17 protein-coding genes, 1 pseudogene and 1 riboswitch are annotated in these 22,675 nt (G+C 68.6%); of the genes and pseudogenes, 14 read left to right on the top strand and 4 right to left on the bottom strand.

All coding sequences use genetic code 11. From position 1 onward, the window contains the following. Positions 1–142 precede the first annotated feature (142 nt). From C1A38_RS22550 to C1A38_RS22540, 3 genes and pseudogenes are all read left to right on the top strand, one after another. Positions 143–6,493, top strand: a complete 6,351-nt coding sequence (locus C1A38_RS22550) for an RHS repeat-associated core domain-containing protein (RefSeq protein ID WP_233196957.1) — start codon at positions 143–145, stop codon at positions 6,491–6,493. 2 nt (positions 6,494–6,495) lie between these two features. Then, positions 6,496–6,954, top strand: a complete 459-nt coding sequence (locus C1A38_RS22545; protein WP_233196956.1) for a barstar family protein — start codon at positions 6,496–6,498, stop codon at positions 6,952–6,954. A 234-nt stretch (positions 6,955–7,188) separates the two neighbouring features. After that, positions 7,189–7,335 (top strand): annotated as a pseudogene (locus tag C1A38_RS22540) (hemolysin family protein); the annotation flags it as partial. 47 nt (positions 7,336–7,382) lie between these two features. Here the strand turns inward: C1A38_RS22540 and C1A38_RS22535 are convergent. Then, the gene (locus tag C1A38_RS22535; protein WP_102659741.1) at positions 7,383–8,414 is read right to left on the bottom strand and encodes a fatty acid desaturase family protein; all 1,032 of its coding nucleotides are present in this window, start codon (positions 8,412–8,414) and stop codon (positions 7,383–7,385) included. A 109-nt stretch (positions 8,415–8,523) separates the two neighbouring features. Between C1A38_RS22535 and C1A38_RS22530 the strand changes: the two genes are divergently transcribed. The 5 genes from C1A38_RS22530 to C1A38_RS22510 all read left to right on the top strand — a co-directional run bounded on the left by C1A38_RS22530 (position 8,524) and on the right by C1A38_RS22510 (position 16,070). Beyond that, positions 8,524–9,831 (top strand): sensor histidine kinase, encoded by a 1,308-nt coding sequence (locus C1A38_RS22530; protein WP_233196955.1) that lies wholly within the window; start codon positions 8,524–8,526, stop codon positions 9,829–9,831. Further along, positions 9,783–10,418: a response regulator transcription factor gene (locus C1A38_RS22525; protein WP_102659739.1), complete on the top strand. Its 636-nt coding sequence runs from the start codon at positions 9,783–9,785 to the stop codon at positions 10,416–10,418. Before C1A38_RS22530 ends, C1A38_RS22525 begins: the two co-directional genes overlap by 49 nt. Positions 10,419–10,727: 309 nt before the next feature. Continuing rightward, positions 10,728–10,939: riboswitch (cobalamin riboswitch) on the top strand. 113 nt (positions 10,940–11,052) lie between these two features. After that, positions 11,053–13,290: a 5-methyltetrahydropteroyltriglutamate--homocysteine S-methyltransferase gene (gene metE / locus C1A38_RS22520; RefSeq protein WP_102659738.1), complete on the top strand. Its 2,238-nt coding sequence runs from the start codon at positions 11,053–11,055 to the stop codon at positions 13,288–13,290. Positions 13,291–13,519: 229 nt separating this feature from the next. Continuing rightward, positions 13,520–14,833 (top strand): hemolysin family protein, encoded by a 1,314-nt coding sequence (locus C1A38_RS22515; RefSeq protein WP_102659746.1) that lies wholly within the window; start codon positions 13,520–13,522, stop codon positions 14,831–14,833. Positions 14,834–14,966: 133 nt separating this feature from the next. Next, positions 14,967–16,070, top strand: coding sequence for a glycoside hydrolase family 53 protein (locus C1A38_RS22510; protein WP_102659737.1), 1,104 nt, complete (start codon positions 14,967–14,969; stop codon positions 16,068–16,070). Positions 16,071–16,222: 152 nt separating this feature from the next. On the opposite strand, the gene C1A38_RS22505 is transcribed toward C1A38_RS22510, so the two are convergent. Further along, a complete protein-coding gene (locus tag C1A38_RS22505; protein ID WP_233196954.1) occupies positions 16,223–16,978 on the bottom strand; it encodes a DUF6928 family protein in 756 nt (251 codons plus the stop codon). 348 nt (positions 16,979–17,326) lie between these two features. On the opposite strand from C1A38_RS22505, the gene C1A38_RS22500 reads away from it, so the two are divergent. Together C1A38_RS22500 and C1A38_RS32500 are read left to right on the top strand one after the other, a co-directional pair. Then, positions 17,327–17,614: a DUF6993 domain-containing protein gene (locus C1A38_RS22500; RefSeq protein WP_199180286.1), complete on the top strand. Its 288-nt coding sequence runs from the start codon at positions 17,327–17,329 to the stop codon at positions 17,612–17,614. Continuing rightward, positions 17,577–17,945 (top strand): barstar family protein, encoded by a 369-nt coding sequence (locus C1A38_RS32500; RefSeq protein WP_353505533.1) that lies wholly within the window; start codon positions 17,577–17,579, stop codon positions 17,943–17,945. Before C1A38_RS22500 ends, C1A38_RS32500 begins: the two co-directional genes overlap by 38 nt. Positions 17,946–17,981: 36 nt before the next feature. On the opposite strand, the gene C1A38_RS22490 is transcribed toward C1A38_RS32500, so the two are convergent. Both C1A38_RS22490 and C1A38_RS22485 read right to left on the bottom strand, forming a co-directional pair. Further along, positions 17,982–18,344, bottom strand: a complete 363-nt coding sequence (locus tag C1A38_RS22490; RefSeq protein WP_102659736.1) for a GntR family transcriptional regulator — start codon at positions 18,342–18,344, stop codon at positions 17,982–17,984. Beyond that, positions 18,341–19,117: a hypothetical protein gene (locus C1A38_RS22485; protein ID WP_102659735.1), complete on the bottom strand. Its 777-nt coding sequence runs from the start codon at positions 19,115–19,117 to the stop codon at positions 18,341–18,343. The genes C1A38_RS22490 and C1A38_RS22485 overlap by 4 nt, the downstream gene beginning before the upstream one ends. A gap of 104 nt (positions 19,118–19,221) precedes the next feature. Here C1A38_RS22485 and C1A38_RS22480 point away from each other — a divergent pair, with 104 nt between their 5' ends. The 4 genes from C1A38_RS22480 (at position 19,222) to C1A38_RS22465 (ending at position 22,627) form a co-directional block, all read left to right on the top strand. Further along, complete coding sequence (locus C1A38_RS22480) at positions 19,222–20,208, top strand: serine hydrolase domain-containing protein (RefSeq protein ID WP_102659734.1); 987 nt, start codon at positions 19,222–19,224, stop codon at positions 20,206–20,208. A gap of 55 nt (positions 20,209–20,263) precedes the next feature. Further along, positions 20,264–20,626 (top strand): alpha/beta hydrolase, encoded by a 363-nt coding sequence (locus tag C1A38_RS22475; RefSeq protein WP_102659733.1) that lies wholly within the window; start codon positions 20,264–20,266, stop codon positions 20,624–20,626. Positions 20,627–20,770: 144 nt separating this feature from the next. Beyond that, entirely contained in the window at positions 20,771–21,712 is a 942-nt protein-coding gene (locus C1A38_RS22470; RefSeq protein ID WP_102659732.1) for a DUF5996 family protein, read from the top strand. A 90-nt stretch (positions 21,713–21,802) separates the two neighbouring features. Beyond that, positions 21,803–22,627: a hypothetical protein gene (locus C1A38_RS22465; RefSeq protein WP_146017597.1), complete on the top strand. Its 825-nt coding sequence runs from the start codon at positions 21,803–21,805 to the stop codon at positions 22,625–22,627. Positions 22,628–22,675 lie beyond the last annotated feature (48 nt).

The following is a 22,675-nucleotide window of genomic DNA, read 5'->3' as shown; positions in this document are numbered from 1 at the left end:
CGCCACCACCCGACGCCACCGCGGACACCTCAACCCCGCTTAACTTCGAAGAGCCAGTATGGACGCAGTCCGATCGCCCAACCTGCCACGTAAGAGTGGCAGTCGATTTCGCCTAGGGGTGGCCGCAGTCACCGCGGTAGTCATGGCCACCGGCCTGCTGGGCGTGCCGACACCCGCCTCGGGGAAGGCGTCGTACCAGCCCCCGGCAGCGCAGAAGATCCCGACGGTGCCGGTGTCCCCCGTGGTTGCGGGCACCGAAAAGGCGCCATCCGTGATGCCCGAGGCGGCCCGCCAACCCGCGCCGACCTGGCCGACGGCCGGCGCCGTCGAGGTGAACATCGCCGCCGGTGCGGCCTCGCGACCGGCCAAGGCAGGTGCGCTTCCGGTCCGGGTCGCCGCGCCGGTCGCCGGTGCTGTCTCCTCGGCAGGGCGGACGCTCGCCCCGGCCACCGCCCCCGCCCGGGTCCGGGTGGAGGTGCTGGACCGAACCGCGACCGAACGGGGCCGCATCCGCGGTGTCCTGCTCCGGGTGGGCCGCAGTGACGGTTCCGCGAGCGCGAGCAGCGCGCGGCTGAGTGTGGACTACGGGCAGTTCGCCACCGCCTACGGCGCGGACTGGGCCGGTCGGTTGCGCCTGGTGTCGCTGCCCACCTGCGCGCTCACCGAGCCCGACGCCCCGGCCTGCGCCGGCACGCCCCTGCGGTCGACAAATGACCTCAAGACGCGCACCGTCTCGGCCGACGTGCCGATCTCCGGGGTCAACAGCCTGGTGGCGGTGACGGCAGGTGACTCCAGCGCGGCCGGCGACTACAAGGCCACCTCGCTGCAGCCCTCGTCGACCTGGACCGCCGGCGGAAACTCCGGCTCGTTCAACTGGTCGTACCCGATGCGGGTGCCGCCGTCGCTCGGCGGACCCGCGCCGAGCCTGGCCCTGTCGTACTCGTCGCAGTCGGTCGACGGTCGGCAGGCAGCGAGCAACAACCAACCGTCGTGGGTGGGTGAAGGCTTCGAGGCGAACCCGGGCGGGTTCATCGAGCGCCGGTACGTCAGCTGTGGTCAGGACATGGGCGGCTCGGCCAACAACACCAAGAAGACCAGCGACCTGTGTTGGGAGACCGACAACGCCACGCTCTCCCTCGCCGGGCACTCGGGCGAGTTGCTGTACAACGCCACCGAGGGGCGCTGGCACCTGCGTTCGGACGACGGCTCCCGGATCGAACGCAAGACGGGTGCCAGCAACGGTGACAACAACGGCGAGTACTGGGTGGTGACCACCACGGACGGCACCCAGTACTGGTTCGGCCTCCACCGGCTGCCCGGATGGGCCACCGGCGACCCGGTCACGAACTCCACGCTCACCGCGCCGGTGTTCGGCAACGAGCCGGGCGAGCCCTGCCATGCCAGCGCGTTCACCGACTCCGACTGTGCCCAGGCCTGGCGCTGGAACCTCGATTACGTGGTGGATGTGCACGGCAACTCGGTCTCCTACTGGTACGCGAAGGAAACCAACAAGTACGGCCGCAACCTCACTGCCAGTGACGCCACGTCGTACGACCGGGCCGGCTATCTGACCCGCATCGCATACGGCACACGACGCAACGGCGGAGTGGAGTCGGTGCTGAACTCCCCGGCGCCATCCCAGGTGGTCTTCGGGGTGGCGGACCGCTGCCTGTCCGACTGCACCACGCACAACGCGGTGCGTTGGCCGGACACGCCGTGGGACCAGCAGTGCACCGGGTCCAACTGCGGCACCGTGTTCGCGCCCACCTTCTGGACCACCAAGCGACTGGCGACGGTGACCACGCAGATCCGCTCCGGCAGCTCCTATTCCGATGTCGAGCGCTGGACCCTGACCCACACCTTTCCTGACCCGGGTGACGGCACCCGGGCCGGCCTGTGGCTGTCGAAGATCTCGCACGCCGGGCTGGTCGGCACCACCACGACCGTGCCGGACATCGAGTTCACCGGGGTTCAGCTGCCCAACCGGGTGGACACGATCGACTTCGCGGCGGCGATGAACTGGTGGCGGATCGCCAGGATCCAGACGGAGACCGGCGGCACCATCAACATCACCTACTCCGAGCGGGATTGTGTCGCCGGCCAGACACCCACGCCCCACACGAACACGAAACGCTGCTACCCGTCGGTGTGGACCCCGGAGGGCTACTCCAGTCCGGTCACCGACTGGTTTCACAAGTACGTGGTCACCACCATCTACGAGCAGGACAACACCGGCGGTGCCCCACCACAGGGCAGCCCCCGGGTGGTCCACAACTACAGCTACCTCGACGGCGCGGCCTGGCACTACAGCGACGACGACGGCCTGATCGAGAAGGAATACAAGACCTGGTCGAGCTTCCGGGGCTACGGCCGGGTCGCCGTGACCACGGGCGATGCGGGGGAGCGGACCTACACCGAGACCCGCTACTTCCGGGGCATGCACGGCGACCGGGCCGCGCCGTCGGGCGGCACCAGGTCGGTCACCGTCGACGGGATCACCGACGCGGACTGGTTCGCCGGCATGACCCGCGAGGTCAAGACCTTCAACGGGCCAGGCGGGGCGGTGGTGAGCCGCGAGACCAGTGACCCATGGGGCTCCGCCGCGACCGCGACCCGCACCATCAACGGTGACACCGTGACCGCCCGGTTCGCCCGGGTCGCCACCACACGCGCCTACACCACCCTGGACGCGGGCCGCGGCGAGCGAGTCACCAGGACCACCACCACGTACGACTCGCTCGGCATGCCCGTCCAGATCGACGACTTCGGTCAGGACGGGGTCAACGGCGACGAGCAGTGCCAGAAGATTTCCTACACCCCGCGCAACACGACGCTGTGGCTGATGGACAAGACACACCGCACCCAGACGTACGCCGTGCAGTGTTCCGCCACGACGGGCACCTTGACCGAGGCGGACGTGGTGTCGGACGAGCGGACCAGCTTCGACGGCCAGGCCTTCGGGACCGCGCCCACCCGAGGGCTGGCGACAAAGACCGAGAAGATGACGGCCTGGAGCGCGGGCACGCCCACCTTCGCCACGGTGTCGCAGGGTCAGTACGACGCGAACGGGCGGGTCACCGGGTCGTGGGATGCGCTGGGCGCCAAGACCACCACCGCGTACACCCCCGCGACCGGTGGACCGGTGACCGCCACCACGGTCACCAACCCGCTGCTGCATGTCGCCACGACCACGGTGAACCCGGCGTGGGGCAGCAACTCGTCGATCGTCGACCCCAACAACAAGCGGACCGACCTCAGCTACGACGGTCTCGGCCGGCTGACCGCGGTGTGGCTGCCGGGCCGGGACAAGGCGACCCAGTCGGCCAGCGCCACCTTCAGCTACCTGATCCGCAACAACGCCGCCACTGTGGTCTCCTCGTCTCGGCTGAACGCCGCCGGTGCGTACAACACCATCTACGCCCTCTACGACGGGCTGCTCAGAGTCCGGCAGACCCAGTCGCCCTCACCCTCGGGCGGCCGCCTGCTCACCGACACCTTCTACGACACCGCCGGCCGCCAAGCCACGGTGTTCGGCAGCTACCACGCGACCGGGGTGCCCGGCACGACACTCGTGACCGCCACCGAACGGGCCCTCGTACCGACCCAGAGCCGGACCGTCTTCGACGGCGCCGGACGTCCGACCGCCGCCATCTTCCAGCCCTACGACGTGGAACGCTGGCGGACGTCCTTCTACTACGCCGGTGACCGCACCGACACGACCCCACCTGCCGGGGGCACCGCGACCTCCACCCTCACCGATGCCCGAGACCGGACCATCGCGGTACGCCAGTACCACGGCACCACCCCGACACCGGGCACGGCGGGCTCCTGGGACACCACCTCCTACGCCTACAACCGCAAGGCGCAACTCGACCGGGTCACCGACGCCATGGGCAACCAGTGGCGCTACGAGTACGACCTGCAGGGGCGCCGGATCAAGACCACCGATCCGGACACCGGCGTCACCACCCTCACCTACGACGCCGGCGATCGAGTCACCACGTCCACCGACGCGCGGGGTAAGAAGCTGGCATACCTGTACGACCCGCTGGGCCGCAAGCGGGGGACGTACGACAACGTTGTGGGCGGCACCATGCGCGCCCAATGGATCTACGACACGATCGCGAAGGGCCGCCTGTCGCAGTCGACCCGATTTGTCGGCGGGGCATCCTACCAGACGAAAATCACCGGCTACACGGACCAGTACCAGCCGACCGGGACACAGGTGATCATTCCCGGTGCGGAGACCAACCTGGCCGGTACCTACAACTACAGCAACACGTACAACGTCGATGGCAGCCTGGCCACGACCTCGCTGCCGTCCACCGGCGGTGACCTGCCGGCCGAGACGCTGTCCTACACCTACGACGCGCTCGGGCAAGCGCTCACGATGAGCTCGCTGTACGGCTCGACGAACATGTCGTACGTGGTGGGCACGACCTACAACGCCCTCGGTCAACTCGACCAACTGACCCTCGACACGGATGACACAGCGGGTGGTCGGGTGTGGCAGCGGTTCACCCGGGAACTGGAGACCGGCCGACTCACCGGCGTCCGGGTCGACCGCGACACGGTCGCCCCCCACACCTTGTCCGACGTCCGCTACACCTACGACCACGCCGGCAACATCACCAAGGCGGTGGACGCCGCGCCGGACCCGGTCGACGACACCCAATGCTTCACGTACGACTACCTGCGCAGGCTCACCGAGGCCTGGACCCCGAGCGGCGGCGACTGCGCTGCCGCGCCCTCGGCCACCGCTCTCGGCGGCCCGGCACCGTACTGGCACTCCTGGTCGTTCGACAAGGCGGGCAACCGCACAAGCCAGGTCGTGCACACAAGTGTCGGCAACACCACCACGACGTACGACTATCCGGCCGCTCAGGCAGCGCAGCCACACACACTCTCGCAGACCACGACCGGTTCGTTGACCCAGAACTACCGGTACGACGAATCCGGCAACACGATCTGCCGGCCGGCGGGGACGACCACGAACACCTGCCCCAGCGGCACCGGATCTCAGGTGCTCACCTGGGATCCCGAGGGAAAGCTGGAAACCAGCACCGACTCGACCGGCACCACCACGTACATCTACGACGCGGACGGCAACCGGTTGGTCCGCCGCGATCCGACCGGCAAGACGCTGTACCTACCCGGGCAGGAACTGCGCTACAGCAACACCACGGGGGCGACCACCTGCACCCGCTACTACACGTACAGCGGATCCCTCGTCGCCTCGCGCACCGCCGCCGGCCTGACGTGGTTGGCCTCCGACCACCAGGGCACGGCGAACGTGTCGATCAGTGCCACCGCCGCACAGACCGCCACGGTGCGTCGGCAGAACCCGTACGGCAACTCCCGAGGCGCAAGCCCCACCTGGGCCAACGACAAGGGCTTCGTCGGCGGCACCATCGACAACACCGGGCTGACCCACCTCGGCGCCCGCGAGTACGACCCCGTCACCGGCCGGTTCGTCTCCGTCGACCCGATCTTCAACCAGGCAGACCCGCAGTCCTGGAACGGGTACACCTACAGCAACAGCACCCCGGTCACGATGAGCGACCCGAGTGGGCTGATCCCCTGCGAGGGCGCCTACACATGCGGCGGTGACAGCGGAAGCGCGACTCCGCCGCGCGACGAGTGCTACAACTACACCGGATCCGCACAGCGCCGCTGTGAGATGAATGGCGGTGGTGGCGGCCAGAACACCAGCCCTGGGCAGGCCACCGGCGGCAACGGAAGCGGGCAGAACCCCACGGCCAACGTGCCGACCATTCCCGCGGAAAAGGCACGGCAACTCAACAGCTACATCAAGATGGTCATCGACCAGAACCCCGACACCTGGAACATTCCCGGCTCGCACGCATACAACGCCATCATGGTTCGCCTCCGCAATGCCATGTATGGCTCACCAGGGTGGAAGGACTACTGGGAGGCCCTCGACGGAGTCGTGGTCTCCACCGTCGTCGCGACCGTCGGCGCCGTGCTCTGCGCGGGAACGGCCGGCGCCGGTTGCTTCCTCGCCGTCGGTGCGCTGGCCGGCATCGCAGGTCAGTGCACGGACAATTGCGAGGACACTCAAGCGGTGGCCCTTGCTGCGGTACTCGGTGCAGCGGGCGGTAAGCTCCCGGCGGGTGCCACGCTGGGAAACACTGCCAGACTGAGTGGATGGGTCCCAAAATCTATTCCTGCGGAGTCTCAGGCTGTTATTCGTGATATACAACGGTATGGTGTTGAGGCGCAGGGTGCTGGCAGTCAGTTCAGAGGGCCTTCCGTGCCGGAGGCATTCGAGAACTCTGGAAAGAATGGCGGATACATTCTTCCGGCCGTTGACAGTTCGGGCAATAGAATCCACTACCGAGAGTGGGGGGCGGTTCAGTCTCGAAGTAACCCAAACCCGGGCGGCGAAAGGATTGTTACCGGATCGGACGGGTCTATATACTACTCTCCCACCCATTATCAAACGTTCATTGTGGCCGTACCGGGATCATAAAAATGTGGACAACTTCTCCTAATTATATTCAGGTTCTTTCCGGCGACGCCGTTCTCGCCTTACGTGATGTTGTTCCGCCATCTGGTCTCGTTGCGGTGGCCAACTTGCGTGGGATGGAAATGGCAAGTGCGGATGACATTTTCGAGAGCTTCTCCGATGCATTCAACTTTCCCAGCTATTTTGGATGGAATTGGCCAGCCCTCTCCGAATGTGTCCGTGACCTCCGATGGATTCCGGCTGACCACTATGTGGTTGTTGTCGAAGACGCTCCTCGTGTCCTTCCAGAAAGCGTCGAGGGCAGGAGGGAGTTCTTTCGTATACTTGCTCGCGCGGGTCGCCACTGGGCAAGTCCGTACAATTCTCAAAGTTCAGGTAAGCCTTCCTCCTTCCACACCTTCCTCTTGTGTGCTGATCGCGACGTTGAATCCTTTGAGAAGGAGATTGCGGAGTTCCTGAAATGAGCGCGGGGTGGAGCGGTACCAAGAGCGATCAGCAATAGGTGGGGCGTCTGGGCAGAGATGCCCAGACGTAGCAAGCAGGCACGGGTCCATCGGTCATCGGAGTTCTCTACGCTTCGTGGCCGATGGAGTCCCGTGCCTGCGCTGCCATCTTCGTTGTTCGAATCCGCCTGGGTCCAGATCGTTGGGTTGTAGCCTGGCCGCAGCGGTCGTCCCGACCCGTCAGTACGGGAGACTGAGAGCCAGTTGCAGCGCGTGGAGCGCATCTCCCGGGCGGGACGGGTGTTGGCGAGGCAGGCGCGCGACCCCAACCGTTTCCTCGCCACCATTCAGATCGGCATCACCCTGGCCGGGTTCCTGGCCTCGGCAGCCGCAACGGTGTCTGGCGGCGCCGCGCGCTCAGTGACTTCGTCAACGACGTCTCCCCGTGATCAGCGCCGTGCGTGTTCGGCGCGTGCGGGGGCGCCCACCTCGTGCAGGTGTCGCAGGGCCTGGCGGTAGGAGGTGACGAGACCGGTCTGTACGTAGGCGACGCCGATCTCGGCGCAGTACGCCTGCACGATCGGTTGTGCCTTGCGCAGGTTGGGCGTCGGCATGCCGGGGAACAGGTGATGTTCGATCTGGTAGTTCAGGCCACCGAGCGCCGCGTCGACCAGCCGGTTCCCCCGAACGTTGCGGGAGGTCAACACCTGCTTGCGGAGATAGTCCTCGGTGCCCGTCGGGTGCGGCATGCCCTTGTGGTTGGGAGCGAAGGTCATGCCGAGGTAGACGCCGAACAGCGCCTGGTGCAGCAGCAGGAAGGCGACGGCCTGCAACGGCGAGAGAACGAGCACCAGCGCGCCGAGGTAGCCGACGGCGTGCAGGATCAGCAGCGCGCTCTCCGCACGCCGCTGTTTCACCGTGCCGTCGCGCAACGCCTTGACGCTCGACACCTTCAAGCTGACGGCGAGCAGCGTCAGCAGCGGGAAGAACAGCGCGGCCTGGTGCCGGGTGATGAAGCCCTTCAACCCGCGCCGGCCGACCGCCGAGTCGGTGGTCCAGACCAGCACCTCGGGAGCCACGTCCGGGTCGAGGTCGTCGTGGTTGGGGTTGTTGTGGTGACGGGTGTGCTTGTCCATCCACCAGCCGTAGCTCATTGCGATGCCGAGATTGCCGGCCAGCATCCCGGCGACCGCGCTCGGACGTCTGGTGCGGAACACCTGGCGGTGCGCCAGGTCGTGCGCCACGAGTGCGACCTGGGCGAACGTGACGGCGAGGAACACGGCGGTGATCATCTGCCACCAGGAGGAGCCGAGGGCGAAGAAGGCCGCCCAACCGCCGACGAACATCAGCGTGACGATGCTCAGCCGGACGACGTAGTAGGCGGGCCGGCGGCGCATCAACCCGGCGTCGGTGATCCGGCGGGACAGGACGGCGAAGTCACTGCCGGTCGTCGACTGCGACGGTCTCGTGGTAGTCGTCATGATTCCAGCAGACCGCCTCGGACGGGCGCTGTCAGGAACGCTGTCACCCCGCCGATCGGGGGTGCTAGCACCCCCGAGAAACGGCGGTCGCGCGGGCACAATGGCACCCGTGGACGTGGCCGGGCCTGACGAGCGGACGTACGAGTGGGCGCGTCGGGGTGTACGCGCGGTGCTCGCCGGTCTGGCCGCGATCGGCCTGGCCCTGGCCAACGTCGCGCTGCTCGTCGTATCGCTGCTGGCGCTGGTCCTGGTCCCGGTGCCGCTGCTCGGCATGGCGCTGGTGTCCTGGACGACGACGCTGGTCCGTAAGCGAGCGGATCTCGAACGCCGGCGTGCCGCCTGGGCCGGGGTCCCGGTGCCACGCCCCTACCAGCCGCCCCCGCAGCGGGGCATCGTCGGCGGCTGGCGGCGCTTCCGATGGATCGTCACGGACCCGGCCACCTGGCGCGACCTCGCCTGGCTGCTGCCCGGCGGGATCGTCGGGGCCACCCTCGGCGCGATCTCACTGGCCGTGCCGCTGTACGGGATCATGGGTCTGACGCTGACACCGCTGTGGATCTGGCTCGGCACCGACTGGTACGGCTACGGCACCGTCTGGTCCATCGACACATTCGGTGAAGGGCTGATCTGCCTGCCGCAAGGCGCCGCCATCCTGGCCGGCGGTCTGTGGGTGGCGCCCTGGCTACGGCGCGCCGACGCGTACTTCGCCCGACTCCTGCTCGCACCGACCAAGGCCGCCGAACTTCGCCTGCGGGTCACCCAGCTGACCGCGACGCGCGCCGACACGGTGGACGCCCAGGCAGCTGAGCTGCGTCGCATCGAGCGCGACCTGCACGACGGCATCCAGGCGCGGCTCGTCTCGCTGGGCATGACGATCGGTCTCGCCGACGAACTGATCGACCGGAACCCGGCCGCAGCCCACGAGATGCTCGCGGAAGCGCGTGAAGCGAGCAGCGCCGCACTTGTCGAGCTGCGGCACCTGGTCCGGGGCATCCACCCACCCGTGTTGGCCGAACGCGGGCTGGACGGCGCGGTGCGGGCGTTGGCGCTCAGCCTGCCCGTGCCGATCACAGTCGATGTCGACCTGCCCGGCCGCCTCGACACACCGGTCGAGTCGGCCGCGTACTTCGCCGTCGCGGAGACGCTTACCAACATGGTCCGCCACAGCGGTGCCCACACCGGATCGGTGTCCCTGCGGCACACGGACGCAACGCTGACGATGGTGGTCTCCGACGACGGCGTGGGCGGCGGCGACCCCGCGGCCGGCACCGGTCTGCGGGGCATCGAACGCCGCCTGGCCGCCTTCGATGGCACGATGGCCCTGTCGAGTCCGCTCGGAGGGCCCACCGTCATCACCATGGAGTTGCCGTGCGCGTTGTCATCGCCGAGGACCACGCGCTCCTCCGGGACGGGCTGACCCGAATCCTGCGGGCCTACGACTTCGACGTCGTCGCCGCCGTCGACAACGGCCCGGCCCTGCTGCCCGCCCTGACCACCCACCGGCCCCAGGTGGCGGTCATCGACGTCCGTCTCCCGCCGACATTCACCGACGAAGGTCTGCAGGCTGCGATCGCCGCTCGTACCCAGATTCCCGGCCTGCCCATCCTCGTGCTCTCCCAGCACGTCGAGCCCTTGTACGCCCGCGAACTGCTCAGCACGCCACACGGCGGCGTGGGCTACCTGCTCAAGGACCGCGTGTCCCACGTCGGCGAGTTCGTCGACGCCGTGCGCCGGGTCGCCGCCGGCGGTACCGCCATGGACCATGAAGTCATCTCGCAACTCCTCGCCCGCCGAGAGCCGCTGGCGGTGCTCACCCCCAGAGAACGCGACGTCCTCGGTGAAATGGCCGAAGGTCGCTCCAACGCGGCGATCGGAGCCAAGCTCCGCATCACCGAGAAGGCCGTGAGCAAACACATCAACAACATATTCACCAAACTCGACATGCCGCCCTCCGATGACGACAACCGGCGCGTCCTCGCCGTCCTGGCGTACCTCAACGCCTGAGCGGGTGGAAGGCGGACGCCAGCGCCGGCCGGCCGCATCCGACCTGGGTCACTTGGGTACGTCCGTGTGGGGCTGTCAAACGAACGGCCCTGCGTCGGGACTGTACGAGTAGCGGCTGACCGGCCGATCAAGGGAGAGACGCCATGCTGGTCGATCAGCCGAGACGACCAACGCGTACACACCAAACGCCTCGAACCTTCGACACACCGGCCCGTACCACGTCCGACACGCCACCGACCCCGGCGTCCTCGACCTGACATCCATCCCGCACGTCGGACAGCGTGACGCGGAGACGACCGTCAGGCCCGTACGATGGCGAGCGGCGCTGGTTCGCCCCATCCCGCCAGGGTGGGGTGTCGTAAGAGGGAACCCGGTGAGAGACCGGGACTGCCCCGCAGCGGTGAGTGGGAACGACCGCCGTCAACGAAGCACTGGACCGCCAGGTCCGGGAAGCGACGGCCAGTAGGTGACCTCGTGTCATGCCCGCGAGTCCGAAGACCTGCCAGCGCTGCGCACGCCACCGGTGTGCGCCGCCGGCGGCCTCTCGGGAGGGCCAGGGCGGAAGCGGGCACCGTGAGATGTGCCTGCCTTCCCTCCCGGGTCCGCTGGGCACTTCGAGGGAAGGACCCCACAGGTGACTACCGCATTCGGCCAGAGCACTGTGCTCGGCTACCCACGTATCGGCGTCGATCGTGAGCTGAAGAAGGCCGTCGAGGCGTACTGGGCCGGCACCATCGACGTCGACGCTCTGGAAAGCACCGCCGCCGGGCTGCGCGCGCAGGTGTGGCGGACGCTGCACGACGCCCGCCTCGACGCGATCCCGTCGAACACGTTCTCCTACTACGACCAGGTCCTCGACACGGCCGTCGCCGTCGGCGCGATCCCCACCCGCTTCGCCCGGCTGGGCCTGCCCGCGCTGGACACCTACTTCGCCATGGCCCGCGGCGTCGACGCCGAGCCGGCGCTGGAACTGACGAAGTGGTTCGACACCAACTACCACTACCTGGTGCCGGAGATCGGCCCCGACACCGTCTTCACCGCGAACCCGGCGAAGGCGCTGGGTGAGCACGCCGAGGCCCGCGACCTGGGCATCACCACCCGACCGGTGTTCATCGGGCCGGCCACGTTCCTGCTGCTGGCCAAGGGCGACGATCCGTTCGCCCGGCTCGACGACCTGGTCGACACGTACGCCGCGATCCTCACGGCACTCGCCGAGGCGGGGGTGGCCTGGATCCAGCTGGACGAGCCCGCCTACGTCGCCGACCGCACCCCGGCCGAGATCGACGCCCTACGCCGCGCCTACATCCGGCTCGGTGAACTCACGCACCGGCCGAAGATCTTCGTCGCCACCTACTTCGGTGACCTCGGCGCCGCCCTGCCGGCGCTACTGGACACCCCGGTCGAAGCAATCGGCCTGGACCTGGTCGCCGGCCCGGGCAACCTCGACCGACTCGCCGCCGCCGGCCCACTGGCCGGCAGGACCATCGTCGCCGGCCTGGTCGACGGACGAAACATCTGGCGTACCGACCTGCGCGCCGCGATCGCGGCCGGAGCGACGGTCGCCGGGCTGGCCGACCACGTCGCCGTGTCCACGTCCTGCTCCCTGCTGCACGTCCCGGTCGACCTGACCGCCGAAGCCCGCCTCGACCCCCGGTTGGCCGCGCGGCTCGCGTTCGCCCGGCAGAAGGTCGACGAAGTCGTCCTGCTCGGCCGCGCGTTGCGCGACGGCACCACCGCGCTGCCCGCACCGCTGCCGGCCATCCCGGCGGCCTGGCGCCACGACGACGTCCGCGGACGCCTCGCCGCACTGCGCCCCACCGACCGGCAGCGCGGCGACTACGCCAGCCGGGCGGCCCGCCAGCAGGAACGGCTGGGGCTGCCGGAGCTGCCGACCACCACGATCGGGTCGTTCCCGCAGACCACCGAGCTGCGCAAGGCCCGCGCCGCACACCGCGCCGGCAGCCTCGACGACGCCGGCTACGCGTCGCGGATGCGCGCCGAGGTCGAGCATGTCATCCGGCTGCAGGAGCAGTTGGGTCTGGATGTGCTCGTGCACGGCGAACCGGAACGCAACGACATGGTGCAGTACTTCGGCGAGCAGCTCGACGGTTTCGCCGCCACCGAACACGGCTGGGTGCAGTCGTATGGCTCCCGCTGTGTCCGGCCGCCGATCATCTACGGCGACGTGGCGCGCAGGGCACCGATGACGGTGGAGTGGTCCACCTACGCGCAGTCGCTGACCAGCAAGCCGGTCAAGGGGATGCTCACCGGCCCGGTCACCATCCTGGCCTGGTCCTTCGTCCGTACCGACCAGCCTGTCGCGGACACTGCCGACCAGGTCGCGCTCGCCCTGCGGGACGAGTGCCACGACCTGGAGTCGGCAGGAATCCGGGTCATCCAGGTCGACGAACCGGCGTTGCGCGAAACGCTGCCGCTGCGCAAGGCTGACCAGAAGGCATACCTGGACTGGGCCGTCGGCGCGTTCCGACTGGCCACCAGCGGCGTCGCCGACGACACCCAGATCCACACCCACCTGTGCTACTCGGAGTTCGGTGAGGTGATCACCGCCATCGACGCCCTCGACGCCGACGTCACCAGCATCGAGGCGTCCCGGTCGAAGATGGAGATCCTCGACGACCTCGCCGCGATCGGCTACCGCCGGGGCGTCGGCCCCGGGATCTGGGACATCCACTCACCCCGGGTGCCGCCGCGTGAGGAGATGGTCGAGGCGCTACACCGGGCGGTCGCGGCCGTGCCGGCCCGACGGTTGTGGGTCAACCCGGACTGCGGCCTGAAGACCCGCAGCTATCCCGAGGTCGAAGCGTCGCTGCGGCACCTGGTCGCGGCTGCCGCCGAGGTACGCGGACACTGAGATCGCCACCCCGGGCGGGCCTCCTGGTAGGTCCGCCCGGTCTACCCAGCCCAGCTTCCCAACCCCCGTCATCACGGGAGCGAGGATGAGGAGTCGTGGTGCAGCTGAGGACAAGCGGGCACAGACTGCCCGCCCAACCCTCACCATAGGGGAGTCGACACCGTGTATCGACCTGCCCCTACGGTCGAGGCTGCGGGCGGTGCCCGGTCGAGGAGGCGTCGAACAGGCCGTGGGCGGCTATGGCGTGCAGGTCACGTTGGTGCTGGTGTTGGTGCTGGTGAACGCGGTGTTCGCGGGCAGCGAGATGGCGTTGGTGTCGCTGCGGGAGAGTCAGCTGCAGCGCCTGGAGCGCACCTCCCGGGCGGGACGGGTGTTGGCGAGGCTGGCACGCGATCCCAACCGTTTCCTCGCCACCATTCAGATCGGCATCACCCTGGCCGGGTTCCTGGCCTCGGCGGCCGCCGCGGTGTCACTGGCGGCGCCGCTGGTGGGGCCGCTGGGGTTCCTGGGGTCGGCGGCGGAGCCGGTCGCGATCGTGCTGGTCACCATCGTGCTGACCTTCGTCACCCTGGTGCTGGGTGAGCTGGCGCCGAAGCGGATCGCGATGCAGCGGGCGGAGGGGTGGGCGCTGCTGGTCGCCCGCCCGCTGGACGCGTTGTCGGCGTTCTCCCGTCCGGTGGTGTGGCTGCTGGGCAAGGCCAGCGATGCGGTGGTCCGGCTGACGGGCGGAGACCCACGGGCCCGCCGTCAGGAGGTCACCACCGAGGAACTGCGGGACATCGTCGCCGCGCAGCGTGACCTCAGCCCCGAACACCGCATGATCATCTCTGGGGCGTTCGAGGTGGCCGAGCGGAACCTGCGGGAGATCCTCGTCCCGCGCCGCGAGGTGGTCACCCTGTCCGAATCGCTGACCGCACCGCAGGCGCTGCGCGAACTGGGCCGATCGGGGCAGACCCGCGCGCCGGTCGTGGGCCGCGCCGGCCTCGACGACACCGTCGGCGTGGTGCACATGCGTGACCTGCTCGACCGGGAGGGCACGGTCGCCGAACACGTCAGCGCGCCGCTGTATCTACCGGAGACGTTGAAGGTCACCGAGGCGATTCGGGAGATGCGGTCGCAGCGGCAGCAGTTCGCCCTCGTGGTGAACGAGCGTGGCGCCATCGACGGCATCGTGACGATGGAGGACCTGGTCGAGGAGATCGTCGGGGAGATCTACGACGAAACCGACCGGGACGTGCAGGCGGCGGTGCGGGAGGCGGACGGGTCACTGCTGATGTCGGGCGGCTTTCCGCTGCACGATCTGCCGGACGTGGGCGTCGACCTGGACGAGGACACGCTCGAGCCAGGCGACTACACCACGGTGGCGGGTCTTGTCCTGGCACACCTCGGTCACATTCCCAAGACGCCCGGCGAAGTGGTCGAGCTGCCGGGTCTGACCGCCGAGGTGGCCGAGGTGACAGGCCGGGCCATCACCCGCGTACGCCTGCGGGCCACACCGCGGCCCGGCGGCCCCGACACGGACGAACCCGAGGTGGAATCCTGACCGGGGCCGGTCCCCGACGAGCGCCTACGCGCGGCCGACCGCGACGCGTATGATTGATTGGCTTCGATCTAATGGGCTTGTCGCCACGCTGGACCCATCTCTGGGCATCGCATCCTCCACGTGAAGGAGCGCCATGAAACCGTCCCTCCGGGCATTCCTGGCGGTGGTCGTCCTCGCGGCCCCGCTGGCCCTGACCGCCCCCGCGCAGGCCGCCAACACCCTCACCATGCGCGGCGCCGACGTCTCCTCACTGCAACGCAGCCTGGACCTCGGCGCCCGCTACTACAACGCCTCCGGCGCGCAGGCCGACCCCTACGACATCCTCGCCGCCAAGGGCGTCAACTACCTGCGGCTGCGCATCTGGAACAACCCGATCAGCGGCTACAACAACAAGGCCAAGGTGCTCCAGCAGGCCAGGACGATCAAAGCGAAGGGCTTCAAGCTCCTGATCGACTTCCACTACTCGGACACCTGGGCCGACCCGGGCAAGCAGTATCCGCCCGCGGCCTGGGCCCACCACTCGCTGAGCCAGCTGCAGAACGACGTCTACACCTACACCCACGACGTGTGCACCGCCCTGAAAGCACAGGGCACCACCCCGGACGCGGTGCAGATCGGCAACGAGATCAACGTGGGCATGCTGTGGCCGGCCGGGCAGGTCGTCAACAACAACTTCGCGCCCCTGGCGAGCCTGCTCAAGCAGGGCTACCGCGCCACCAAAGCCTGCAACAGCGGCACCCAGGTGTGGATCCACACGGCGAACGCGGACAGCAACGCCAACGCCCGCTGGTTCTACGACGGCATCAGAGCACAGGGCGTGACCTGGGACGTCACCGCGCTGTCGTACTACTGCATGTGGCACGGCTCGCTGGCGAACCTGTACAACGTGATCGCCGACGTGAAGTCCCACTACGGCAAACCGGTCGTGCTCGCCGAGACCGCATACCAGTTCACCACCGCCAACGCCGACCACCAGGGCAACGCGATCCCCGGCACCGTGCTGTGCGACAACATCCCCGCCACCTGGGCCGGGCAGGCACAACAGTTCAGCTGGGTGCAGAACACCGTACGCAACGCCGGCGGCGTCGGCGTCTTCTACTGGGAACCGACCTGGTACGCGATCCGAGGCAACGGCTGGGACCCGGCGGACATCAACGGCACCGGCAACGGCTGGGACAACATGGCCGTCTTCAACTGGACCGGCCACGTGAACCCGCACGTGGTCTGGACCCCGTAACCCGCCACCCCCGTGGCCTGGCGGTTCACCCCGCCAGGCCACTTGTGGAGTCGGTCGACCATGATCGAAACCGAGAGTGCTCGGCCGGTCCGGCTGGTCGCCGCGCACGGCGGGAGTCAATCGCCGACGGGCGGCCGGGAGGGCAGTAGGCCCTACCACTCATCCCAGCCGACCTCCTGCATCGTCCCGTCCGGGCCCATTCGGAACATCCGCAGCGGCCCCATGTCACGCCTCACCTGCTCGTAGGCCGCCTCGCGTGCTGCCTGTTCCTCCCCCGAGGGATCAGCCACGCGGAACTCGTGTGTGTGAACGGTCTCCGCGAGAATGTCGTCCGGCTCAGGACGCCCTTCAAGGACGAAGCCGAACAAGACGCGCAGGGCCTCCTCGCCCAGATCCAAGGGATGGAAAGGCAGCGGGTACGGGTCTTCGGACCATCCCGGAACCGGTTCGACCGGATGCCCGCCGTCCCAGTACGGGCGCTCGAAGTCGAACGGCTCACCGATGTTCTCCTCGATGCCACCATCCGGTGACAGGCTCAAGGAGCGGACCAGCTTCCCGTTCTCCCACACCGCGAAGCAGCACCAGTCGACGACCGAGTGCATGCCGTGCATGATGATCCGCCTGCCCGCACCGGCCTGGAGTAAATGCGCAGGCAGTTCGGAAGGGCGGTCCAGGACCAGCCTGCGGTCGCACAGGATCTCGGCTCCCGGCAGCACCGTGGCACACGTGATGTCATCAGGCGGGTAAGTCGTATCGAGAGTGCTGTCGCCAACCAATGTCACGTCATACCCGGGAAAGACCTTCCGCACGAGGGCTTCAGCCTCTGCCGGGGCGGACGGAGTCGCACCCAGTAGCGTCGGTCGCAGATCACTGTCAGCGAAAGCCAACAGCGCCGTCTTCGCGCCCATGCCATCTCCCCGTTTTCCGCAAGGTGCACGCACCCTACCGGCAATGATCATGTCTGGGGCGCCTCGCCGCTTCATCGCTTGCGGCTCCGCAGCGATGGCTCCCGCTCGCCCTGCTGCATGCCGACCCGCTCGGACCCGCCGATGCTGAGTGGCTGCGGCGCGTTGATCGACTGCCGACGGCGGGAGCATCGCGATGCCTCCGACGAGTGGGTAATGCCCGGACCGGCCCACTGAACATCAGGCAGCGCCGATCGGCCGCCCCAGCTCTGTGGGCGTCGGGATCCCGTTACTGTCCAAGGGCCGCGATCCGGCGCAGGCCTCGCGCGCTCGCCGTGCTGGCGTCCGGCTGTGCGCCCCGGCACCCGGGACGGCGACGTGCAGGCGACACCCACGTACACGTCGTCGCCGGCGTCCACCCAGGGGGCGCTGCTCGATCTGGGCATTCAGGCAGACGCGATCACGGTCACCGCCATGCGACCGCCGATCGGGCAGAAGACCCCACCACCGGGTGCGGTGTACGCGGTGCGGTTCGGGAACGTGGGCTGTGTGATCGGCGACGTACGACCCGACCGAGTCATGGTCGAGGTCACCGGCGCGGCTGCCGAGTTCGGCTGCCTGGAGCCGTTCTCGCACTGACGCCACCCGGCCCCGGGCCAGTGCCCGGCGGACAAGGTGGCCGGCGGGGGAGGATGTCGATCGAGGGGGACGGGATGACTGTCTGCACTGGCTGCCCGCGGACGGCTACCTGCTGATCGTCGACAACGCACCCCGGCTGTTGGCGGACACTACCCAGGATCGGCACACACTCTTTCGTATCCTCGCCCGGGCAGTACACCACTGGGCCAGTCCGCTCGGCCAGCCGGAGGGCAAGGCCGTCCCGTTCACGACCCTGCTGCTGTGTGACCGCGACGAAGAGACGGTACGCCTGCGGCAGGACATCGCCCGGGCACTGCACAACGGCCGGTGAGATCCCACACCGCTCGCGAGCGTCCTGGTTCACTCATCAGCGTTGCCGCACGCCAAGAGCCGCCTCGACGATCCGGACGGCCTCAGCGGGATCGATGCCGACACTGGTGACGACCGCCGCGTAGTCGCGGGCGGCGCTGTGGGCCCGATCGAGAGCCTGCACGCCGGCGGCCGAGACGAACGAGCCTGCCCGCCCGCGGGTCTCGATCAACCCGGCCTCCTCCAACTCCCGGTACGCCCGAGCGACGGTGTTCACGGCCAAACTGAGATCGGCCGCGAGTCGACGAATCGTCGGCAGTCTCGTACCGACGGCCAGCGAGCGGTCCTGGATCTGTCGGGCGAGCTGCGCCCGCAACTGCTCGTACGGCGGTGTCGGCGAGGCCGCGTCGATGACGATCATCGGACGGCCATGGCTTGCCGCGCCGCCGTCCCGGCGCCCGGGCTCCGGGTCTGGATCAGGCAAAACGCGATGACGCCCGCCACCACGAGCAGCAACGAGACAGCGTTCCACCAGCCGAGGGATTCCCCGTACAGGAAGATGGCCGGCAGCGACCACGTCAGACTGGGTGTGACGAGGGCTCGGGCGTCCTCGACCCGCATGATGACATCGGCGGTGAGCGACGCCTCGTCCTCCGCCACGGCCGGGCTGGCCAGCACCTGACGCAGCTGCATGACAGTGCCGACGCCGGTGCCGGCGAGACCGATCAGCACGACGGCCGCCCCGTACCGCAAGCTGGAGTCCGAGACCGGCAGCACGCTCACCGCGAGCAGCGCGGCGCTGGTGAAGGTGGCGACGGTGAAGACGGCGTACGGCCGACTGAGCACCGCTGGCCAGCCGAGTTGGACCGGGTGGGCGACCCGCCGGGACAGGTGCCCACCGGCCCGCTGATCGACGCGCCGCACCCACCAGCCGAGCAGCCACTGCGCCGCCAGCACCCCGATCACCAACGCCGTCAACGCCAGCAGGGGCAGCCAGAAGGACGTGGCGTAGGTGAGTCGCAACGCGTGCGTGAGTGCCGCGCCGATCAGGAACCCGGCCAGCAGGGCACTGTCGGCGAGCCTGGCGCGTCGGCGCACCGCCAGCCGTGCCGCGAGCAGCGGAGTCGGCTCGACGTCGGCCAGGCCGTGCCGGGCCAGCCACTGCCTGACCTCCGTGTGATCTGCCGGTCGCATGCCACCACCCCCGAATGTCTCAACCCTTGTATCAATAGGTTGAGTCATAGCATGCGACAATGTCAACCCGAACCATGGCCGACATCGCCTCCCCGGAGTGCCCCATGACGACGCAGATGCGTAACCGTCTCGATCACATACGTCGAGCCGGCCACGTTGATGGTCTGCATGCCGTCGCGGCGGTTCGCGGTGGTCACACCGTGCTGGAGTACTACGGGGCCGGAGAGGATTTCGCCTGGGGTGACTCGCTGGGCGTCGTCGAGTTCGGGCCCGAGACGCTGCACGACATCCGGTCGGTCACCAAGAGTGTGACCGTTCTGTTGTACGGCATAGCGCTCGGCGAAGGACTCGTCCCGCCGCCGGCGGAGCCGCTCCTGCAACGGTTCCCCCAGTACCCCGACCTGGCTGCCGACCCCCGGCGTGCCCGGCTCACCGTCGAGCACGCGCTGACGATGTCGTTGGGCGTGGAGTGGCGCGAAGATCTCCCGTACGACAGCCCGGCCAACGCCGAGATCGCGATGGAGTTGGCTCCGGACCGATACCGGTACATCCTTCAGCGGCCGATCCTCGAACCGCCTGGCACCCGTTGGACCTACTGTGGCGGTGCCACCGCCCTGCTCGGCCGACTGATCGCCGACGGCACCGGGCAGTCGCTGTCGCAGTACGCGCAGGCCGTGCTGTTCGCGCCGCTGGGCATCGGCAGCTTCGAGTGGATGACCGGCGCGGACGCAGTGGCGTCCGCCGCGTCCGGGCTGCGACTCGCGCCCCGCGACCTGGCCAGGCTCGGTGAGCTGGTGCTGGCCGAGGGAACCTGGGACGGTCAGCGGGTCGTCCCCGCCGACTGGATTCGCACGATGCTTCAGCCGCGCCTGCAGACCACCTGGGGCGCACAGTACGGCTACCAGTGGTACATCGAATCCATCGGTGGCCATCGGCTGCTGGCAGGGATGGGTAACGGCGGCCAGCGCCTGTTCGTCCTGCCCGACCTGGACCTCACCGTAGCCATCACCGCCGGCAACTACGACGACCCCGACCAGTGGCAGACCCCGCTCACGGTGCTGGAACGGGTCATCCTTCCCGCGATGGCCTGACGGCACCCCGCCCGCCGGTCAGCCCATCGGCAGCGCCGACCGCAGGCGGTACCCGATGTTCGGCGCGGCCAGCGCGAACATCACCCCCTGCGCCTACTGGGCACACGAGCCGTCCGAACCGCCGGTGCGGATCAACGACAAGGGGCCACGCAACGTGCTCATCGTGCAGAACCTGCGTGACCCGGGCACGCCGCACCGAGGTGGCGAGCTGCTCCGGGAGAAGTTCGCCAAGCGCCCCCGGCGCGTCAGCGTCGACGGCAGCGGCCACGGCGTCTACGTGTACGGCGACAACGCGTCCGTGCTGAACGTGACCACCATCTACCTGGTGGGCAGCACGATGCCGAAGGACACGTTCTGCAGGCCTACGAACCCGTACGGTGGGATTCCGACCTGCGGGAATCAACGCACGCCCCGGTAGCGTCAACCCGGAGCACCGCTGATCACCCGGAAGGGGCAACACGGCCGATCATCGAACCGTGGTGCTCTGTCCGGTGCCGGCCCGCAGGGCACGATTACGACGACCGCCACCCTCGCATGTACCGCGTCAAGGATGTGAGTAGCGATGACAAGCCCGGCAACGACGAGCTGGCCGAGCCTGCGGGTATCGGACTGGACCGCCACCCGCGAGACCCTGCACATGTGGACTCAGATCGTGGGCAAGATCCGCATGGCGCACGCTCCGATGATCAACCACTGGTGGCAGGTCACCCTGTACGTCAGCCCGCGCGGATTGACGACGTCGACCATTCCGTACGGCACGGGTGCCTTCGAGATCGAGTTCGATTTCCTCGGCCACCAGCTCGACGTCCGTACCAGCAGCGGCGACGCGCGGAGCCTCCCGCTTGCGCCGATGCCGGTCGCCGAGTTCTACGCCCGGATCATGGACATGCTCAAGCAGCTCGGGATCGAGGCGCCGATCCGGGCGCGCCCCAACGAGGTCGACCCGGCGATCCCCTTCGCCGAGGACTACGAGCACGCCTCCTACGACGGCGAGGCAGCCACCCTGTTCTGGCGACAAGTGGTGCAGGCGGACCGGGTGTTCGGCGAGTTCCGGTCCTACTTCGTGGGCAAGGTCAGCCCGGTGCACTTCTTCTGGGGCGGTATGGACCTCGCCTGCACCCGCTTCTCCGGCCGGTCGGCCCCGCCGCACCCCGGCGGCATGCCCAACTGCGCGGACTGGGTCATGGCCGAGGGCTACTCCCGCGAGCTGTCCAGCTGCGGATTCTGGCCCGGCGGCGGCGAGGAAGGCGCCTTCTACTCCTACGCCTATCCCGAACCCGACGGGTTCGCCGAGCAGCAGATCGGCCCCGAAGGCGCGTACTTCAGCACCGAGTTCAAGCAGTTCCTGCTGCCGTACGAGGTCGCCCGCGCCGCACCGGACCCCGACCGTGCCGTCGCCGAGTTCCTCCACAGCACCTACAAAGCCGCAGCCGACCAGGGGCACTGGGACCGCTCCGCCCTGGAGGACGATCCGATGCGGTGGCACCGCACCCCTGCGCGGTAGAGGCGCCAGCGGTCACCGTTGCGGTGCTGTCGGAAAGCAGCGGGTAGCTGGCAGGTTCGGTGCCGTGGACTGACCGGAGAGGATGCACGGGTGGATCCCACGACGTTGCACTGGGCGTCACGCCGCTATCTGATGACGCGGTACGAGGAACTTCACAGCGAGTACGGCCGGCTGCCCGACGGTAGCTGCCGAGCCGACGGGTACCACTACACCACCGAGGCGAAGCGGATCTTCCCCCGCTACGACGTCGTGGAAGCCATGCTGATGGAGGTTGAGCGACTCGATCCGGATCGGCTGCCCGCCGTCGACGTACTGGTCAGCATGATGCTGGCGGCTGCCGACGGTGGGGACTCCCCGCTCACCGAGCCGCCGTACGACGAGGTCGAAGCACAGGCCGCGGCCGACGAGCGCCGGCTGTTCGCCGCGAAGGTGCAGCATTGGACGGCGCAGGCCGACGTCCGCGCCGACCCGGTCCCGTATCGGCGCGTGCTCACGCGCGAGGAGTCATCGGCCTGGCGGACGTCGCTGCAGCGGCGATGGGGCGTGCAGAGCGGCGGGTGGCACCCGATGCTCAGTGCTGCGTTTCCACACGACGTGCTGGTGCTGACGGAGGAGTCGATGTGGCAGGGCGACGGCGTGGATCAGGTTCGCCGAGTGCTGCGAGAGTTGGGCCGGCCGCGGGTGGTCGAGTTACGTGAGTATGGGGCCGACTACCTGCTCGATGTCGAGATCGTCGCCCCGCGGTACACGGGGCCGGAGGGTTACTGGACCGACGAGCAGCACGATTGGATCGCCTACGCGTCCCACGAGGGAACGGTGGCATTCGGCGGCGTTCTCTCCGCCGGGCTCGTGGCGACCTGGCCTGGGGTCGACCGGTGGCGGTGGCCCGGATGGCAGGCATTCGGCAACAGGTGAGCCACGACTTCCGCAGGGAAGCGCGAGACGAACTCATCCCAACTCCGC

Origin of the sequence: Verrucosispora sp. ts21 (assembly GCF_002879555.1) — a bacterium.
Classification (GTDB): domain Bacteria; phylum Actinomycetota; class Actinomycetes; order Mycobacteriales; family Micromonosporaceae; genus Micromonospora; species Micromonospora gifhornensis.
The sequence above is the reverse complement of the archived record's forward strand: the minus strand, read 5'-3'. Positions and strand labels throughout refer to the sequence as shown.

What these genes read in the sequence shown, in the direction of transcription:
- C1A38_RS22550 (WP_233196957.1), top strand. Translation starts at nt 143, where the DNA reads ATGGCCACCGGCCTGCTGGGCGTGCCGACACCCGCCTCGGGGAAGGCG.
- C1A38_RS22545 (WP_233196956.1), top strand. Translation starts at nt 6,496, where the DNA reads ATGTGGACAACTTCTCCTAATTATATTCAGGTTCTTTCCGGCGACGCC.
- C1A38_RS22535 (WP_102659741.1), bottom strand. Translation starts at nt 8,414, where the DNA reads ATGACGACTACCACGAGACCGTCGCAGTCGACGACCGGCAGTGACTTC.
- C1A38_RS22510 (WP_102659737.1), top strand. Translation starts at nt 14,967, where the DNA reads ATGAAACCGTCCCTCCGGGCATTCCTGGCGGTGGTCGTCCTCGCGGCC.
- C1A38_RS22505 (WP_233196954.1), bottom strand. Translation starts at nt 16,978, where the DNA reads ATGGGCGCGAAGACGGCGCTGTTGGCTTTCGCTGACAGTGATCTGCGA.
- C1A38_RS22490 (WP_102659736.1), bottom strand. Translation starts at nt 18,344, where the DNA reads ATGATCGTCATCGACGCGGCCTCGCCGACACCGCCGTACGAGCAGTTG.
- C1A38_RS22485 (WP_102659735.1), bottom strand. Translation starts at nt 19,117, where the DNA reads ATGCGACCGGCAGATCACACGGAGGTCAGGCAGTGGCTGGCCCGGCAC.
- C1A38_RS22480 (WP_102659734.1), top strand. Translation starts at nt 19,222, where the DNA reads ATGACGACGCAGATGCGTAACCGTCTCGATCACATACGTCGAGCCGGC.
- C1A38_RS22475 (WP_102659733.1), top strand. Translation starts at nt 20,264, where the DNA reads ATGTTCGGCGCGGCCAGCGCGAACATCACCCCCTGCGCCTACTGGGCA.
- C1A38_RS22470 (WP_102659732.1), top strand. Translation starts at nt 20,771, where the DNA reads ATGACAAGCCCGGCAACGACGAGCTGGCCGAGCCTGCGGGTATCGGAC.